We start from the raw sequence: 17,597 nt of genomic DNA, 5'->3' as shown, positions 1-17,597 counted from the left end.
GGTGGCGGCGCCGGGTGCTCCGGCGAGTCGCGAGCTTCCCGCTCGCGGCTCGCTTCATCCGCCTGCGCGCCGACTTCCGCATCGACAGCGCGGACGCCTTCTTCGTCCAGATGGGCATGCTGACCGTCGCGTTCTTCCGCGGACTCGACTACGTCGCCATGCCCGCCGACACGGTCCCGGCCGTGCTGTCGTCCGTCGAACGCGCCGCGCCGCTCGACACCTGGGGGTACCTCTTCATCCTGTGCGCCGCCGTGGGGGCGGTCGGCGCACACTTCGGACGCTGGCGGGTGTGCGCCGTCGGTCACGGACTGCTCGTCGCGGTGTACGTCGTCTTCGGCATCGGGTCGCTGGCGGACGTGCTCGAGCGGGCGTCACTGACGGACTCGTCGCTGTTCGGCTTCCGCACCGGGCTGGGGTGGATCGTCGGCGCCGCGGTGGTGCACGCCGCGCTCTACCGCAGCTCCATGAACGCATGGAGGTCCGCCAATGCCCGCTGAGATCGGACGACTGGTCGATCAGTACCCGTGGATTCTGTACGTGATCGGGGCGGCGGTGGCGTACCGGTACATCGGCCAGACCCTCGCGGAGGGGTCGACGTTCTGGGCGAAGGTGCTGCCCGGCGGACAGTGGTTCCGCAACCGTGCCGAGCGTCGACGGGTCACCGAGGCCGCGGACCTGGCCGACCTCAAGCGGCAGGTGACCACCCTGGACAGGCGGGTGCGGGCGCTGTCGGAGACGGCGGCGCTGTACGACGACTACCTCGAGTACGACGCCCGCTGGCACCGCGACCACAACATCTACTCAGCTGAGCAGGGGTGGGACTTCCCGCCGCCCGTGCACATCACCTTCCACGAGTTCATGGCCGCGCGGATGCCTCCGCGCGCGCCGGCGCTCGCAGACCACGAGGAGCCGCGGTAGTGCCCGACGTCGTCAAGCCCCGCTTCAAGATCGGCGACCCCGAGGTCCAGGACCTCGGATCGTTCCTCACCGCCGTCCCCCTCGCCAACGGCACGGTGGCGAACCTGCCCGGCGGCCAGAACGGACTGACCAACCACCTCGCCCAGGCGATCCTGAACTGGCAGGCCAACGTCGTCTACGACCAGGGCGAGTGGGTCACCCGCTTCGACATAGAGGTCACCCCCGACTTCGGTGAGATCGAGATCCGCTCCATCGGCGACGACGAAGCGTTCCGGCTGATGCACCGCCCCACCGGCATCGTCGCGCTCGAGGAAACCCGCGAGGCCGCGCTGCGCTCGCTCAAGCACAAGGTCCGCGCCCACGAGCGCGACGCACGGGACGGAGACAACGGCGATGGCAACTGACCCGATCGAGACGATCACCGTCGACCTCGAAATCTACGGCATACCGCAGACCCCCGACATGCCGCCGATGACGGACACGTACCTGCACGTGCGCCGCCGCCAGGACGGCTCGGCGCAGCGTGCGGTCATCGGCCTGCCCGCGTACCAGGGTGAGCCGGGCCCCGCCGGCCCGCCCGGGGCAATCCACAAGGGGGAGCGCACCACCGCGCAGCTGACCGCGCTCGGCACGAGTTACGGTCAGGCGCAGCTGAACTGGGCGTACCGCAACACCGACACCAACGCCCAGTACGTCTGGCGCGGTGACGGCTGGGTGGTCTACCAGAACGCCTACGGCCTCAAGGGCGACAAGGGCGACCCGCCGACGCTGCAGCCGGGCACCGTCTCCTACGACGGCGCCGTGGCCGGTGACGCGGTCATGGAGATCACCGGCTCCGCCGGCGGCCCGTACGCGCTGCACCTCGACCTGCCCGAGCCCCCCGAGGGACCGGTGGGCCCGCCCGGACCGTCCGGGTCGGTCATCGATTCGGTCGACGTCGACGGCGACCCGACGGACGGTCAGTCGCTGCGGTGGCGCAGCGCCGACGGCAAGCTGCACTGGTTCGACCCGCCGTCGGCGATCGAGGAGTACGTGGTGCCCCCGTCGGGGTTCCCGGCCGCCTTCGACAAGGCGTCGACGGTGACCCGGCAGCAGCTCGTCGCGGTGACCATCCCGGCGAAGACGTACCCGTACCGGTTCGACTTCTCTGGCGGCGTCGACGTGAAGTCGAACGCCGGCCACCAGATCGACCTCGAGATCCGCCGCGACGACGCAGTGTCCGGCGCGATCGTCGGCTACGGCAAGGGCCAGGACGGCGAAGGGTGGCGTGAGGTGGCGTTGCGCGCGCATTCCGATGTGGCGATCCAGCCGGGCTCGGCCGAGGGTGTCGTGCAGCCGGGCACCATCGTGAACCTGTACCTGTCGGCGGTGAAGAAGGCCGGTGTGACCCTGGGATGGTCCTACCGCCCCGACCTCGCGCAGCTGCGGGTGCGCCTGACCCGGGTGGCGTAGGTGTCGTCGACGTACGACTACTTCGAGCGGCCGCTGTCGGCGTCACCGGACTTCGAGGCGTACCCGGCCGAGCGGTACGAGCAGATGCCGATGAAGTACTCCGCGTCCGGCGACGAACTCGACGCCTTCGGCAACCGCGGTGACCTCACCGCGACGCAGGATGCCGCCGATCTGGTGTTCGGGGCGATCTTCGAGGGCACCGCGGGCAAGGCGTCGCTGCCGCAGCAGATGCTCGACATACTCTCCGGCGGCGAGGGACTGGGCGCGCTGTCGGCGATCACCGGCGACATCCCGGTGGTCGGCGACATCGTCGAGGCGCTCACCGGCGTCGAGGACGGCGATCTCACCGACCTCGGCACGTTCGCCAACCTGCTGTTCGGTCGCGACGTCGCGCTGGCGTCGCGGGTGGCGGCGATCGAGAACAAGATCGCCGTCGGCGCCGAGTATTTCGACAACTTCAAGCGCGGCGACAACGAGACCACGCTGGGCTCTCCGGAGCCGGGTGTGGTGGCCAACTGGGTGCAGTTCGGCGACGGCGAGCCGATGGGCGTCTACGACCAGGCCGCACAGGTTCGCCGGAACGCGCTCCCGGACGACGGCACCCGCTACGCCCGGTGCCCGTTCCTGGCGACGTCGAACGACTACCGCGTCGCCGCGGTGGTGCACCCGCGCGGGTGCCCGCCGAACCCGCGCACGTCGCTGTACGGACGGTGCAACGCCGACATGACCGAGGGCGTCTACGTCGACTTCTTCGGCGACAAGACGAACATCGGTCGCTTCACTCGGTCCGGCCTGACGATGAACCGCACGCAGTGGAAGACCACCTCGCGCGCGTACTCGAACTCGTCCACCCCCGAGCTGCGGATGGCCGGCACCCGGTATCAGGTGGTCATCGACGACGTGGTGATCCTCGACCACACCGACACCTCCTCGTTCCCGATCGACACGGCGCACCGCACGTCCGGGTTCTCGCTGTCGACGTGGACGGGCATCCTCGCGGTGCCGCAGTTCTCGCCCGGGTTCGCCTCGTTCTCGGTCCGCAACAACGACATGACCGCGGTGCAGCAGGCCACGGTCAAGGCCGAGACCGCGCAGCAGACTGCCGACAACGCCGTCGACACCGCGGTGACGGAGGCGACGAACGCCGCCACCGGCGCCGTGGCGGGTGCGGTGTCCGGGGCGATCGCGCCGGTGAAGAATCAGGTCGAGGCCGTGCAGGCGTCGGTCATCACGTTCCAAGAGGGCCTGCCGCTGCGGCCCTTCTCGCACTCGATGACCAACTCGGAGATGACGTTCGACCGGGTGCTGTTGCAACCGCGGGTAACGGGTGTGAGCCTTTCGGGTGCGGTGTCCTCCACCTCACTCGGGTCGCACCGTCACACCATCCCGTCCAGTGGGTCGAACACCGGCCTCGAGAACCTCGGCAGCCATACGCACTCGGACACGTTCAGCGCGTCGCCGCAGGTCTCGAATGCGACGTTCGTTCCGGCGGCGAACACGATTACGGCGGGCTTCATCCGGGCAACGTGGGGCGGCCTGCGGGAGTCGTTCACCTTCGCCACCGGCCCGGTGACGTCGCCGTGCCCGATGCAGGTGATGATCGGCCGACTCGACCCGACGAACGGCAACGTCGTGATCCTGTGGGTCTCCGACGAGCTGACCGCCGTGATTGGGTCCGGGTCGGGGGAATTCGTGGTCACCATTCCCGACGGGGTGCTGATCGAGGACCGAGAGACGATCTTCGTCGGCATCCACCAGTACGGCTCGGGTGGCGTCCGGCCGCTGTACGGCATCACGCTCGCGGGCCTGCAGCGCGACGGACTGCTGCACCCGGCCAAGCCGAACACCCGATTCGGCCGGTCGACGGCCATGACCGCCGGGACGACGCTGTCCGCAGGCTCGCTGGACTTCTCCAACGACACCCTGCCCTGGCTCGGCATCGGACCGTCCCTCGTGATCCCGGTGCCCGCGCCGACCGCGTACTACGAGAACTTCGACGGCAGCACGATGCCGTCTGCTCTCGTGCGCCGTTCCGGTATCGCAGCGCAGATCAGCAACGGTGTGTTCCAGGTCAGCGGGTCGAGCGACGGCGAAGCCAACTACCAGTACACCCGCCGGCTGAACCGCGACGACCACGCGGTCGAGTCGACGCTCGTCGCGGTGAACTCGCGGCCGTCGTACCTCGGTCTGCGATCCGACGCCTCCGGCTACAACTGCATCGTCATGGCGGTGCGGGAGGACTCGGTGTCCATCCAGCGCCGTGGATCGTCCAGCGCGACGTTGGCGTCGGCGTCGATGACCGTCGGCGCCGGGACGACGTTCCGGTTCTCCGCGGTCGGCAACGTCTACACCGCGTCGCGCCTCGACGCGAACGGTGCGGCCACCACGCTGTGCCAGTACGTCGACTCGTCGAACGTGCTCCCGCGCGGGGTCGACAACCGGTACGTGACCATCGGCGTCGACCGGTTCTTCCTCGTCAACTCCGGCGGCTGGGACTACCTCCGCGCCGCCGACTATCCCGACCCCGAGTAGGAGACCCGCCGTGCCCGAATCCCACGAGATCTCGTTCGAGCACCTGCAAGGCGGGGTGACCGTCACCTACGACGAGGCGACCGAGCAAGTATCGGTCGCCGTCGACGGCGCCACCAAGGTGACGGCGTTCGTCGGTGTCCTCGAGCCCGTGCCCGGGCCCGAGGTCATCGACGCGGAGCCGATCGTCGAGCCCGACCCGCCGCCGTCCGGCGGCACCACGACCGAAGGGAACTGATCTGCCATGCCGCTGGGTTCGTGCTTGGTGAGGGTGAACCTCACCGCCCTGGTGATCGACGGTGTCGACGCCGACGACCATCCCGATTCGGTGCCGCTGTCGGCGACGTTGGCGCTCGAGCCGATGGTCAAGCCGGGGAAGATGCTGCAGTACAACGACGCTGGGGTCGCCAAGCTCAAGGCGCTCACCCGCATCGAGGTCGAGATCGGTCCGCTCGGCGACATCGTCGATCGCGACCGGGACTACGTGAAGGTGCCGGCGCCCGACGCGACGACGACGAACATGTCCGAACTGCAGTGGCGGGCGAAGTTCGAGAACGTCAAGTACGGCGCGAAGGCCGTCCAGGTCGACGACATCTTCTTCTACGCGGTGCCAGGCGGCGAGATCAACCTCGCGGACCACATCAACGTCGCACCGTCGTCGACGGCGGTGCAGATCATTCGAGGCCCCCGCGGGTACGGCGTCGTCGACGTGCAGAACGACGACGGGGAGCTGGTGTTCCTCGCCGGGCCCGAGGACGATCCGGCGGCGCAGTCGGAGGTGGGCCGCGTGGCCGCCCCGTCGGCGAACGTCACCAACTCCGCGGTGGCTCCGCTGGTCTCGACGGCCGGCGTCACCCGCGACGCCGTCGACACCCGTGTGGCGACGGTCGGTGACCAGCGGTACGCGACGCTCGAGGCTGCGGCCGGGCTGTCGGAGGTCGTCGACACCAAGCTCTCGAAAGCGGTCGCGGACCAGAACTATGTGCGGATGGTGAGGCTGCGGGACCTGTGGACTCCGTACTCGCGTGAGGTCTACCCCGCTTCCGACGTGCTGGTGGACAAGTACACCACCGACCACAACGAGGGCGGTGACTTCTCCGCCAGCATCAAAACGGTTCCGTGGAACTCGACCACGCAGCAGAACACGCAGAGTTCCCAGATGGTGGCGGTGAACCCGTCCAACGTGGCAGGCGGCGGGATGAACCGACCTACGCCACGCACCCTCGGCGCCGTCATCGACCTCGAATGGGAGATCAGCGGCAACGTCCTGGCGCTCATGACGGCTCTCACCGGAGGGCATTACGACTCGCAGGTGTACGTCTCCGACGAAGCGGGTGTCATGCGCCCGCTGCGGTCCCGACCGCTGGTGTGGACCGGAGCTGATTCGACGGGGTTCCGGCTGATCAAGTTCGCCACCCGCCGGACCCGCCGCATTCGCTTCGTCGGGCAGGCCAACGCCGCCTACTACCAACTGGTCATACCCGGCACCGCAATGGTGCGCAGACCACCCGATCGCACGCTGATGCTGTCGCTGTCGGACTCCTTCCTCGAAGGGTCGGGAATGTACGTCGCCGGGTCCGCCGAGACGTACTCCACGGCGAGCATCTGCGACTGGATTCAGGAACGCACCGGGTGGGCGCATGTCCGCATGGGACAGGGCGGCACTGGACTCCTCAACAACGGTAGCGGGCAGAACATCGACGGACCGGCCAACGGCACGGCGGGCAACCCCGTCCCGTTCTTCCACGATTCGAACATCGACAAGATCAAGGCCATAGGCAAGAACAAGATTCGACTTATCCTCATCAACGGCACGATCAACGACGGCGAGCTGTGGCAGTCGAAGCAGCACGTCATCGACAAGCTGACCGCAGGGTTGAACAAGATCAGCTCGTGGGACCCCGGCATCAGGTTCGTGCTGTGGGGGCCGGAGCCGTACAACTTCGGTGAACCCGGAGCCGCCGAGAACCTGACCAACGTCAACGTCGCTCGCACCCGCGCCGGGTACCTCGATGTGGTCGCCGCCCGCAAGGACGTCGTCGGCTACGTGGACACGAACAACCCGGCCGACCCGTTCTTCTACGGTTCCGGCTCCGAGGCGGCCCCGAATCAGACGCCGCAGGCCGCGCGGACGTCGACAGACGGCATCCACTACAACTACGCGGGCGGCCAGGAGTACGCCGAACAGTGCATGTCTGTTACGGGATCGTTCATGATCGAAGCCGTTCGAGAGCAGGTGGCGTGATGAGTAAGTACACGGCCCCGGACCCGAGCGTGGTGGTGGCTGCCGACGATGTCGCCGCGATCACGGCACTGTCATTGCAGGCGGTTGCCGCCCCTGTCGAACCCGACCCGGACTTCGACATGGTCGCGTTCCTCGGCATCGAGCGGGACGGCTCGCCCGCCCGATAGCGGTGCCTATGCCCCGCTCGAACCGTCCGGGGATTCCGGAAAGCTGCAACCGGCATAGGGGGGTAACGCGGCCGCGAGCACTACAACGAGTTCGCCCGCCCCCCGCCCCACAACTGGCCCCGTACCGACTTGGTGCGGGGCTTTCGCATGTCACGAGAAGGAGACGCACCATGACACTCAGCATCGGACGCACCGTCCTCTACACCCTCAGCGCGGACGACGCCGCCGCGATCACCAAGCGGCGCGCCGACTTCGCCGAGCACCGCAAGACCGACGACTACCGCGACACCGGGTACGTCGCGCACGTCGGCAACCAGGTACGCGAGGGCGACGTCTTCCCCGCCGTCGTCATTCGGGTCTGGGAAGCCGCCGGCTCGGCGAACCTGCACGTGCTGCTCGACGGGACGGACACCTTCTGGGCGTGCAGCGTCAGCGAGGGTAAGGGCCCGCGCACCTGGGCCTGGCCCCCGCGCGTCTGACGACCTCGTGAAGGCGATGACCCTCCGGCTTCCGGAGGAGCTGGACGGGCGGCTGCACCTGACGGGCCGAGGTGCTCGGGGTCCCGGTCGTCGAGGTCGTCCGGGATGCGATCGACGCTATTCGCGTCCCGGTCGGCCCCACGGGTCCGGCTCCGGACTTTCGTCCCACCCGGGGCCGAGCCACGCGGTGACCCGCTCCTCGAGGTCGAGGGCTACCTCGCCGCGGCCGTAGCGCGCCTGCTCCGCCTCGGCGGCCAGCGCGCCCAGCTCCTCGGGGCCGGCCGTCCACCCGCCGTCGGCAACGTGCGCGCCGTTGTACTCGGCCGCCAGCCGCCGCCGCAGCGCGCGCAGCAACCGCTCCGCGCGACCCCACCGCTCACCGTCCGTCACCCGGCGGACGGTACCCGCACGCCGAGTCGGGGGAGGAGGTGTGTCGCATGCTGCCGTGGATCTTCTACCAGCCGTGGTTCTGGTCTCTGCTGCCCGGTGTGTTCACCGGGTCCTGACCCGATGCAATGCGACGTGTCGGTGGGGGTCGGTACAGTCTCGATCGCGGCTCGACGCAACCCCCCTGCTGTCGGATCGCGCCACAGCGCCCCACCTGCCTTCGGGTAGGTGGGGCGCTCTTCGTGCGTTGGCGCACCGACCTGGTGCGTGTGCGCAAACGTCGTGGCGGACAGTCCGATTCGGGGGTACCGTCGCTGAACGTAAGCGGCCCCGCCCGGTGCTACCAACACCGAACGGGGCCTTGCCACCATCCAATCCTGAGCTTGGAGTGATGACCGTTGCCTGACGGTACCCGTCTGCCCGCACCCGCCGCGACCGAAACCCTCGACCGCTTCGACGTCGACCTGTTCGTCGCCTCGTTCCTCTCCCGCTACGACGGCAAGACCCGCGAGCGGTACACCGCCGACCTCTGCCGGTTCCTCGAGTGGTGCGACCGCCACCACCTCTCGCCGTTCCAGCTGCGCCGCCAGCACCTCGAGGTGTATGCGAAGTACCTCGCCAAGGAGCGCGGCAACTGCCCGACGACTGTCGCGCACCGCCTGGGCACGTTGCGCTTGTTCTACGAGCTGGCCGTCGACGACGACCTGATCATCAAGAACCCGACGCGGCTGCTGCGCATCCCGAAACGCCGCCGCGTCGTGGGCGAGAAGATCCACCTGAACCGAGCGGAGATGCAGGCCGTGGCGCGCGCCGCGTACGACAGCTCCCCGGTCGACTACGCCCTCGTCGTGATCATGGGCTACACCGGCATGCGCGTCTCCGAGGTGTGCTCGCTCGACGTCGACCACGTGCTGTCCTTCTCCAAGGGCCACCGGGTGATGGAGTTCGTGCAGAAGGGTGGTGACATCGCGACGGTGCCGCAGCCGCCGGTGGTTATGCGCGCGATCGACGCGGTGATCGCCGGCCGCACGTCCGGGCCGCTGTTGCTGCGCCGTGACGGCACGAGGATGACGCGGCGGTCGGCGGACCGCATCGTGAAGCGGGTCGCGCGGGTCGCCGGGATTGCGATGACTGTCTCCCCGCACACGTTCCGGTATTCGTTCTGCGTGAACTCGATCGACGCCGGCGTCCCTCTGCGCGAGGTGCAGGTGTCAATGCGGCACAAGGACATCTCGACGACGATCGCGGTGTACGACCGCGGCCGCGCAAATCTCGACACGCACGCCTCGCACACCCTCGCGGCGTACCTCGGAGCAGTCGCTTAAGGCCGAGCGCGAGTTCGACCGCTGGCAACGTGAAGCGTCGCGCACCGCGCGAGGGTGATCGGGTGGTTGCTGCACGCAGGTAACTATCTCTGTCGGTGCCGAACTTGGAACGACCCACCCGAGACGTCTCGGGTGGGCCGTTTGCTGTGCCCGGAGGTCGTGCGCCGTGCCTACTGCACGTTCCAGGTGCCCAACTGTCCGCCGAGTTCGTCGGTGTAGCGAATGGACTGCACGGGAGCGCCGGTGACGTCGAACGCCACGGCCCCGCGGATCACGTCGCCGGCCGGAACGGTGCCGACGTCGAGCTGGCCGTCGATCGCGCCGAGCGCGGCCTGGTAGCTGGTGCCGTCCTCGGCGCGCGCCGTGAAATACAGCGGGTTGAGCTGGGTGGTGCCCTCGATGCCGCGGATCGTGACGGTCACCTGGACCAGCTCGCCGGTCGCCGGGAGCCCGTACTGCGCCGGGGTGGCGGGGCCGTAGCCCTCGATGGTCACCTCGCGGGTGGCGCCGTTGCTGTCGATGGTCAGAGCAGACCCGGCGGCGGCCGGGGCGTCACTCCCGCCGCTGCTGCCGCCCTCGGCGGGGGCGCTGGTCGCGGGGGAGTCTCCGCCGCCGAGGGTGGCCGTCTCGGGTGTGGACGTCGAGGTGCACGCGGCCGTGAGGGCGAGGGCGACGAGCACGGTGGGGATCAGGGTGCGCTTCATGCCGGGATTCCTACCAGACCGGTCGATTCCAGTGTGCGTGTTTCCCAGCGTGTTACGCCGCCGGAACGAGGTGCGGTGCGTTCTTTGCCCGCCAGGAGCCGGCGAGGTCGGGTACGTCCGGGTGGTCGACGTGGGGAAGTAGCGGCGTCACCGGTGTACGCCGCTGTGGGTCGCGGGCCAGGAGCACCGCCAGCTCGGTCATGGCCAGGAGGAACGAACAGCGGAGGTACGGCGGCGACGACGACCGCCACGACGCCGGCCGACCAGGCGTGCGCGACGTTGCCGGCGACGGACAAGGTGGCCGCAAGCGCGAGAAGGGACCAGGCGTACCACCGTCGGTGCCGCAGCGTCACCACGGCGAGGGTGGCGGCCACGATGGTCGCGTCGACGACGACGGGCACCATCCAGGCCTGATGCTTCGGCACCGCGTTCCGTGCGGCGAGATCGGCGAGGGCGGTGAAGCTGAGCACGAACGCGAGGGTCGCGACGACGGTGAGGATCGCGAGCGAGGTGAGACGGGCGAGCAGCATGGTGGGGCTCCTGAGAGTGAATGCGTGGCGCACGTAACTATCTGTCGGTCTGTCCCGCGTCACGCCGCGGTGAGGCCCACCCGGGCACCGGCGGCTGCGCGGCGCATCGCGTCGGGCAGCGCGAGCGTGTAGATCTGCGTGGTGCTCACCGAGGCGTGCCCGAGCAGCTCCTGCACGGCGCGAATGTCCTTGTCGACGGCATAGGCCAGGGACGCGAAGCGGTGCCGGAGGGTGTGGGCGGTCCATCCGTCGGCGAGCGCGCGGGAAACGAGCTTCCCGGTGTAGGCGGCCGAGAGGTGCCCGTCGATCTGGCCGGGAAAGAGGTATCCGCCGGGCATCCGATGAATCGCGCTCGCGAGACGCTCGTCGATCGGAAGGACGCGGACGTGGCCGCCCTTGCCCACGACGCGCAGGGTCCAGCCCATCAGATCGCGCTCGAGGTCGCGAATGTGGACCCTGCACAGCTCGCCGCGGCGGATGCCGGTGTCGGTCAGGATCAGGATCATCAGACGGACGCGGATGTCGAGGGTGCGGAGACCGTCGTCGACGACGTCGTTCGGGGCCGGCCGGGGAAGCGCGCGCGGGACGGTCACCTTCGGCAGCTCGAAGGCTGGGTTCGACTGCATGTGACCGCGCGCGTGGGCCCAGGTGAAGAAGACGCGCAGGCTCACGCGGTAGCTGCGCCGCGTGTTCGGCGCCCAGTCCTTGTTGGCGGTCCACGCGAGCAGGTGATCGAGGGTGACCGACCACGGGCTGAGCTTCGCGTGGTCCGCGCCGAACCGGCGGAGATGGTAGGTGCGGGTGTACCGGGTGTCCTTGGGGTGGCCGGCGGACCGGAGGTACTCGTCCCAGGCGCCGATGGCGGAAGCCCATGCCTTGGAAATCGTCAGCATCTTCATGCCATCCATCGGTACCGGTGCCGAGCGAGCCGGTCTGGACGTTTTGTTCAGGTTGAGACTTCGGTCCGGCGTGTCGCCCGATTCATTGTGAAATGTCCCAACTGTCCGACCCATCCGAATCGGCGTCGGCTCCGAGCCGGTCATGCCGTGGCCGGCAACGAAGCGGGGAAGAAGGCCGGTTCGAGCGCGCGGCGTCGCCGCAGGTCGAGGACGTTCGGACCTTGATCACTGGGTCCGGGGTTCGAGTCCCTGTGGGCGCACAGGCAAAGCCCCCCATCGCTGATGGGGGGCTTTTCTGTGTTCGGGTTCCGGGCGCTGCGCAGCGCGGGAGTCGATCCGGAACTATGCCTCCGTACCGTCGCCGTCGACCGGTGCTGCAGGACCGATCAGGGCGAGGACGGCCGGCTCGACGTCGACGGTCGGGTCGAGTATCGGTGCTGCGCGGAGGCAGCCGGCGACGAGGTGAACGAGCGTTTCGACGACATCGGCCACGTCCATCCCTTCGGTCGCGTCGTCGTCGAGGTGCAGCCACTGGACGGTGGCTTCGTCGATCGCCGCGACGGCGGTGCGACCGACCAGCCGTACGGCGGGCCGGTCGGCCTCGAGCCCGAGGAGGTGCGCGGCGGCCTGCAGTGCCGCGGTGCGGGCGTCCTCGAACACCTGCCAGGCCTCGGGGTCGGCGCCTCGTCCGCCCAGAACCAGGCGCAGGGCGAGACCCCGATGGCCACGCAGGTAGTTCAGATGAGCCGTCAGGGCCGCTCGGACTGCCACATCCGGCGTCGCGACGGGAATGTCGGTGAAGACTGCCGTCATCGACTCGGCCGTTGCGCGCATGGCCTCGAGGTAGATGCCACGCTTGTTCGTGAAGTAGTGGAACAGGAGGCCGTGCGCGACATCGGCGGCGTCGGCGATGTCGCCGACACCCACCTTGTCGTAGTCGTTCTCGGAGAACAGGGCAACCGCCGTCTCGATCAGCCGTCGACGGGTTTCCGCGGCCTTGGCGGTGCGGGCTTCTCTTCTCGTGGCGGGCCGGGACATCGGCTCATCGTAACGAGGTGGGGGCTACCGCCACGTCCGCGGACGTCCGCGACGTCGCCATCAGATGATGGGGGTGATGTGGTCGTGCAGCTCGACACCCAGCAACGCCTTGCCGTAGGTCTCGACGGACACTCGGGGAAGCATCACCGCGTGCCGAGCTCCGACGTTCGAGTCGCGCCAGATCCGTTGCAGGGCATTCACATCGGCGAACGCACCGGCCCCGGTGGCGTCGAGAAGGATGTTGAGCGCCTCGGTGACGCCGCGCAGCGCCACCGCCGCGTCACCACGCACGCGGGCACGGGAGACGAGGTCCGGGTACACCCCGGCTTCGGCCCACCGCATCACATCGTCCGCCGCCCGGTAGGCGTGCAGATGCGCGGTGTCGATCTTCAGTGCGGCCTCGGCGACCATCATCTGGAACGCGACGGAATCCGCCTGCCGCTCGAACACGGTGTAGGCGAGCGACTTCTCCGCTGCCTTGGTGGTGACGAGATCGAGTGCGGCGCGGCCCATTCCGAGCTGCGGGCCCACCAGAACCATCACGAGCATCGGGCCGAAGGCCGACCGTGCGAACGCCGAGTCGGTGCGTTCGGCCACGTAGGACCCGCTGAACGCGCCCATCATCGACAGCATCCGGTGCTCGGGAACGAACACGTCGTCGGCCACGACGGTGTTGCTGCCCGAGGCCCGCATGCCGGCGACGTACCAGGTGTCGTCGACGGTGTAGTCGCTGCTGGGGATCAGCGCCATGCCCTGGTCGAGCACGGAATCGTCCTCGTCGAGTACCACCACTCCACCGGTGCACCACGTCGCGTGCAGGCTGGCCGAGGCGTAGGGCCACTGGCCGCTGACTCGGTAGCCGCCCTCGACGCGGCGGGCCGTGGCGGTCGGTGAGACCACGCCGGAGATCACGACGTCCGGCCCGTCGGCGTAGACCTCGGCCTGCGCGCGCTCGTCGAACAGCCCGAGCGCCCAGTGGTTGATGTTCGACAGGGTGGTCACCCAGGACGCTCCGCCGTCGCCCTCGGCGATGGTCGAGGGGACGTCGAGCATGGTGCGCAGGTTCGTCTCGAGCCCGCCGAAACGGGCGGGTGCGGCGATGCGGAAGGCGCCGGCACGACGCAGAGCCGCCACGGTGTCGTCGGAGAGTCGACGCGCCTGCTCGTTGGCCGCGGCACCTGCTCGCAGGTCAGGGAGCAGGGCGCGCAGGTTGTCCAACACATCCGCCCCGCTGTCGAGGCGAGGGGCGGTGGTCGAGGGCTCGAATGCAGTGGTGGTCATCGGACCGCCTTCCGATCGGGCGCCTTTTCAGACGAGGCGCGGTGGTCGATGGGCCCGAACGTAAGACAGTTTTGACTCGAGGTCAATATTGACTTCGAGTCACAAAAGTGGCTCACTGAGCTTCCCCGTTTCGAAAGGAAGGCCCGCATGGTCGCCATCTCCTGCGACAGGATCGTTCCCGCGCCGCAGCAGCGTGTGTGGGACGTCATCTCCGATGTCTCCAAGTTCGAGCATTGGCACGCGCTGCACGAAGGCTGGGAGGAGATGCCGTCGGGCCCCGTCGACGTGGGATCGACGATGGTGGAGAAGATCAAGGTGGCCGCCCTCGTCGACACGATCACCTTCGAGGTGAAGACGTGCCGGACCCCCAGTGAGGTCGTCTTCCGGGGCGCCGGATCGACCGGCTCGAAGATTCACATGCGACTCGGCCTCGAGCCCACCGGCGAGACCACGACGGTGACCATCGACCTCGACGTCACCAGCCCGCTTCTCGTCGGTCCCATCGGCAAAGCGCTCAACGGAACGTTCACGAAACGGCTGAGGCAGACGCTCGACGGCCTCGCGACGTACGTGGCGTCGGTCGACGGCAGCACCGAGACGCCCTCCCGGCACTGACCTCCACGGACCGTCGCAACCGACCTCGACGTCGGTCGCCCCACCTCACGAAGCAGGAGTCGTCGAATGTCCCGACCGGTTGCTCTCCACGACGAGTTCGATGCCGGCCCGTACCCGTTGTACGACATGATGCGGGAGTCGTCGCCAGTGACGTTCATGGAGGAGGTCGGCGGCTTCGACGCGTGGCTGGTCACGCGCTACGACGACGTGTCCTTCTGCATGAAGAAGCCGGCGATCTTCGGTCACGAGAGCTTCTGGGACGAGCCTGTGTCGATGCACGATCCGTCCGACGCCGTGCAGAAGTCCGTGGTCGAGAGTTTCTCGAACATCATGATGTACAAGGACGATTCGCCCCACTCGACGATGCGGAAAGTGCTCGGTCCCCCGTTCGCTCCGCCGAAAGTGGCATCGCGGCGGGACCAGGTGAAAGCCCTGTGTCGAGACCTCCTGCAGCGGTGCCGCGAGAAGGGCACCTTCGACTTCGCGCAGGACTTCGCCTACCTGCTGCCGAGCTTGGTCGTGGCGGACTATCTCGGCATTCCGGAGGAGGATCGTGAGTTCGTTCGGCTCCTCGCGGATCGCTTCCGGGTCGTCTTCGAGCCCGAGGTGCAGGGCGACGCCCGCGCCGACATGCTCCGAGACGTGGCGCCGCTCGTGTCCTACCTGGACGATCTGATCGCCCAGCGCAGAGCCGAGCCGCAGGACGATTTCCTGTCCGCCCTCACCGCCATCGACGAGGCCGACGGCGGCATGACGACGGACGAGCTGCGTGGCAATCTGATGCACCTGCTCCTCGCGGGTAACGAAACCACGACGAACCTGCTGAGCCACATGGCCGTTCAGCTCGCCCGAACCCCCGAATTGCGCGAGATCATCGCCGCGGACCCGACCAGGGCGCGGCACTTCGTCGAAGAGACATTGCGGTTCGAAGCACCACTGCAGATCATCGCCCGCAAGACACGCGAGCCGGTGACGATCGGTGACACCGAGATTCCCTCCGGCGCGATGGTGGCGCTGGGAGTCGGATCGGCCAATCGGGACCCCGCCCGCTTCGACGACCCCGACCGATTCGACCTCGACCGCGACGACAAGGCGCACCTGTCCTTCGCCGTCGGAGCCCACTTCTGCATCGGCGCGCCGCTGGCGCGCCTCGAGGGGCAGATCGCCGCGGAGATGCTGGCGGGCGAGTTCCGCGACCTCGAGATCGTCGCGGATAAGAAACCCGAGTGGAAGCCCGACCTCATCTCGCGGGGATTCATTCACCTCCCGGCGCGGAGCACGCAGTCGCCGTAGGCGCACGAGCAGCGCACCGAACACCACCAATTCGATTCACCGACAGGAAGGTTGCACGATGATCCTCATCACCGGCGCCGGCGGGAGCGTGGGCCGCTCGCTGCTGCGAGGTCTGCACGAGCGCGGGATTGCGAGTCGGGCTTTCGTGAAGAACGCCGACCAAGGGCGCGTTGCGCTCTCGGACGGTGCGACGGAGATCGTCGTGGGCGATGTCCGATCGCGAGACGACATCGTCGCTGCCGCGGACGGCGTGACGAGGATCTACCACGCCAACCCCACGAGCATCGTTCGTGAGGTCTTCATCGCGGAGTACATCGTCGAGGCGGCGCGCAAGCACGGCGTCGAGCACGTGGTGTACCACTCGGTGATCCACCCCGATATCGCCGAGATGTTCCACCACCAGGAGAAGGGTCGCGTCGAGACCGTGTTCGAGGACTCGGGAATCCCGTCGACCTTTCTTCGCGCGTCGCACTTCATGCAGAACTACCTGGATTTTTGGGAATTCGTTCGTGGCGGCGCGCTTCCGTACCCGACGTCGCCGAACTCGGTGATGGGCGTAGTCGACGCCGAGGACGTCGGCGAGGTCAGTGCCCGCATCCTGGCGGCTCCCGTCGAGAAGCACGCCGGCGGCGTGTACGACCTGTCCACGCAGGAACTCACCCGCCACGAGATGGCCGCCGAGTGGAGTGCGGTTCTGGGGCACAAGGTCTCGGCCGTGAAGTTCTCACCGAACGTGGTCACCAACCCCCTGTGGAGCGTCGCGTCCCTCGGCGCGCTGGTGGGGACGACGCTCCGGAACAACCCCGTCGCGGCGCCGCTGCAGATCGTGCGCGGCGCACGCCAGTCCTCGAACGCGAAGGGTGTTCGGAACTGGCCGAGGGAGTCGCAGGATTGCTACGTCAGGATGATGCAGTACTACGACAAGAACGGGCTCCCCGCCGGTGACCTGACCGTGCTGCCCGAATTGCTGGAGCGTCCCGCGACCAGCTACCGGGAATTCGCGCGGCGTGAAGCCCGTCGGCGGGGACACGTGACCACGGACTGACCTGGCTCGCGGTGCGCAGCGCCGGCCGGTGCGCGCAGGGCGTACCCTGCGCGCGGTCGGTGGCGCTGCGCCGCGGGGCGATAAGGCACGGCAGGCCACGGACCGCGGTCAGCGGAACCGGTGCAGTGCGTTCCACTCGTAGTTGTGGGGCAGTCTCATCCACGCGGTACTGACGGTGGACCAGTGTCCGACGCCGGCCCGTGGGCTGGATTGACTGTGGCGGTACCCGTCGCGACTGTCGTTCGGGGGTACCTCGGATAGCCGGGGGTGCGCTGCGAGGAGACCGGCCAGCGAGAGGTGCACGGCGTCCAGGTTCTGCGCTACGTGTTTCCAATCCGGGCGCGAGGTGTCGGAACGGAGCTTGACCCGGTTTCCCGGACAGTTCGGGTTGGGTGTTCAGGCCACTTGTGAGGTGACCCGTCGATGGTAGGCGTGTTCGTAGTCCACTGGCGAGGAGTAGCCGATCCCGGAGTGCCGGCGATGCGGGTTGTACCAGGCCTCGATCCATTCGAAGATCGCGGAGGCAAGCTGGTCTCGGCTGTCCCACGATCGGGTGTCGAGCAGCTCGCGTTGCATCGTCGACCAGAACGACTCCATCATCGTGTTGTCGACGCTCGAGGCCACCCGACCCATCGACCCGAGCAGTCCTGCCGTGCGCAGTCGTTGACCGAAAACCCAACTGGTGTATTG

General features: G+C 68.3%; 20 protein-coding genes. 13 read left to right on the top strand and 7 right to left on the bottom strand.

Going from position 1 to position 17,597, the window contains the following annotated elements; genetic code table 11:
• Positions 1–14: 14 nt before the first annotated feature.
• The 9 genes from BMZ18_RS16590 (at position 15) to BMZ18_RS16555 (ending at position 7,790) form a co-directional block, all read left to right on the top strand.
• Complete coding sequence (locus BMZ18_RS16590) at positions 15–497, top strand: hypothetical protein (protein ID WP_139204010.1); 483 nt, start codon at positions 15–17, stop codon at positions 495–497.
• On the top strand, positions 487–918 hold the full coding sequence (locus BMZ18_RS16585) for a hypothetical protein (RefSeq protein ID WP_068365741.1): 432 nt from the start codon (positions 487–489) through the stop codon (positions 916–918). Before BMZ18_RS16590 ends, BMZ18_RS16585 begins: the two co-directional genes overlap by 11 nt.
• Entirely contained in the window at positions 918–1,322 is a 405-nt protein-coding gene (locus tag BMZ18_RS16580; protein ID WP_068365740.1) for a hypothetical protein, read from the top strand. Before BMZ18_RS16585 ends, BMZ18_RS16580 begins: the two co-directional genes overlap by 1 nt.
• Complete coding sequence (locus BMZ18_RS16575; protein ID WP_068365739.1) at positions 1,312–2,370, top strand: hypothetical protein; 1,059 nt, start codon at positions 1,312–1,314, stop codon at positions 2,368–2,370. The genes BMZ18_RS16580 and BMZ18_RS16575 overlap by 11 nt, the downstream gene beginning before the upstream one ends.
• Entirely contained in the window at positions 2,371–4,902 is a 2,532-nt protein-coding gene (locus tag BMZ18_RS16570) for a hypothetical protein (protein WP_068365738.1), read from the top strand. It abuts the gene before it with no gap.
• 10 nt (positions 4,903–4,912) lie between these two features.
• On the top strand, positions 4,913–5,137 hold the full coding sequence (locus tag BMZ18_RS16565; protein ID WP_068365737.1) for a hypothetical protein: 225 nt from the start codon (positions 4,913–4,915) through the stop codon (positions 5,135–5,137).
• A gap of 6 nt (positions 5,138–5,143) precedes the next feature.
• Entirely contained in the window at positions 5,144–7,144 is a 2,001-nt protein-coding gene (locus tag BMZ18_RS16560; RefSeq protein WP_074922311.1) for an SGNH/GDSL hydrolase family protein, read from the top strand.
• A complete protein-coding gene (locus BMZ18_RS19795; RefSeq protein ID WP_156511651.1) occupies positions 7,144–7,311 on the top strand; it encodes a hypothetical protein in 168 nt (55 codons plus the stop codon). The genes BMZ18_RS16560 and BMZ18_RS19795 overlap by 1 nt, the downstream gene beginning before the upstream one ends.
• Positions 7,312–7,481: 170 nt before the next feature.
• A complete protein-coding gene (locus BMZ18_RS16555; protein WP_068365735.1) occupies positions 7,482–7,790 on the top strand; it encodes a hypothetical protein in 309 nt (102 codons plus the stop codon).
• A gap of 117 nt (positions 7,791–7,907) precedes the next feature.
• On the opposite strand, the gene BMZ18_RS16550 is transcribed toward BMZ18_RS16555, so the two are convergent.
• Positions 7,908–8,180, bottom strand: a complete 273-nt coding sequence (locus tag BMZ18_RS16550) for a hypothetical protein (protein ID WP_068365734.1) — start codon at positions 8,178–8,180, stop codon at positions 7,908–7,910.
• Positions 8,181–8,575: 395 nt separating this feature from the next.
• Here BMZ18_RS16550 and BMZ18_RS16545 point away from each other — a divergent pair, with 395 nt between their 5' ends.
• Positions 8,576–9,502: a tyrosine-type recombinase/integrase gene (locus BMZ18_RS16545; protein WP_068365733.1), complete on the top strand. Its 927-nt coding sequence runs from the start codon at positions 8,576–8,578 to the stop codon at positions 9,500–9,502.
• A gap of 170 nt (positions 9,503–9,672) precedes the next feature.
• Here the strand turns inward: BMZ18_RS16545 and BMZ18_RS16540 are convergent, their stop codons facing one another.
• From BMZ18_RS16540 to BMZ18_RS16520, 5 genes are all read right to left on the bottom strand, one after another.
• Positions 9,673–10,206 (bottom strand): DUF1942 domain-containing protein, encoded by a 534-nt coding sequence (locus tag BMZ18_RS16540; RefSeq protein WP_068365732.1) that lies wholly within the window; start codon positions 10,204–10,206, stop codon positions 9,673–9,675.
• Positions 10,203–10,736 carry a DUF2637 domain-containing protein gene (locus tag BMZ18_RS16535; RefSeq protein ID WP_068365731.1) on the bottom strand — a complete coding sequence of 178 codons (534 nt, stop codon included), beginning with the start codon at positions 10,734–10,736 and terminating at the stop codon, positions 10,203–10,205. Before BMZ18_RS16535 ends, BMZ18_RS16540 begins: the two co-directional genes overlap by 4 nt.
• Positions 10,737–10,795: 59 nt before the next feature.
• Positions 10,796–11,635: a tyrosine-type recombinase/integrase gene (locus tag BMZ18_RS20220; protein WP_211267512.1), complete on the bottom strand. Its 840-nt coding sequence runs from the start codon at positions 11,633–11,635 to the stop codon at positions 10,796–10,798.
• 342 nt (positions 11,636–11,977) lie between these two features.
• The gene (locus BMZ18_RS16525; protein ID WP_068365730.1) at positions 11,978–12,673 is read right to left on the bottom strand and encodes a TetR/AcrR family transcriptional regulator; all 696 of its coding nucleotides are present in this window, start codon (positions 12,671–12,673) and stop codon (positions 11,978–11,980) included.
• Positions 12,674–12,733: 60 nt separating this feature from the next.
• Complete coding sequence (locus BMZ18_RS16520; RefSeq protein WP_068365729.1) at positions 12,734–13,954, bottom strand: acyl-CoA dehydrogenase family protein; 1,221 nt, start codon at positions 13,952–13,954, stop codon at positions 12,734–12,736.
• Between the two features lie 147 nt (positions 13,955–14,101).
• Between BMZ18_RS16520 and BMZ18_RS16515 the strand changes: the two genes are divergently transcribed.
• The 3 genes from BMZ18_RS16515 (at position 14,102) to BMZ18_RS16505 (ending at position 16,907) form a co-directional block, all read left to right on the top strand.
• Entirely contained in the window at positions 14,102–14,569 is a 468-nt protein-coding gene (locus BMZ18_RS16515; protein WP_068365728.1) for a type II toxin-antitoxin system Rv0910 family toxin, read from the top strand.
• 66 nt (positions 14,570–14,635) lie between these two features.
• Entirely contained in the window at positions 14,636–15,862 is a 1,227-nt protein-coding gene (locus tag BMZ18_RS16510) for a cytochrome P450 (RefSeq protein ID WP_068365727.1), read from the top strand.
• Positions 15,863–15,920: 58 nt separating this feature from the next.
• Positions 15,921–16,907 carry an SDR family oxidoreductase gene (locus BMZ18_RS16505; protein ID WP_068365726.1) on the top strand — a complete coding sequence of 329 codons (987 nt, stop codon included), beginning with the start codon at positions 15,921–15,923 and terminating at the stop codon, positions 16,905–16,907.
• A 396-nt stretch (positions 16,908–17,303) separates the two neighbouring features.
• Here BMZ18_RS16505 and BMZ18_RS16500 read toward each other — a convergent pair.
• A partial coding sequence (locus tag BMZ18_RS16500) for an integrase core domain-containing protein (protein WP_139204009.1) occupies positions 17,304–17,597 on the bottom strand: 294 nt, incomplete at its 5' end.

Origin of the sequence: Rhodococcoides kroppenstedtii (assembly GCF_900111805.1) — a bacterium.
Lineage (GTDB): Bacteria > Actinomycetota > Actinomycetes > Mycobacteriales > Mycobacteriaceae > Rhodococcoides > Rhodococcoides kroppenstedtii.
This window is presented reverse-complemented; position numbering and strand designations above follow the sequence as displayed.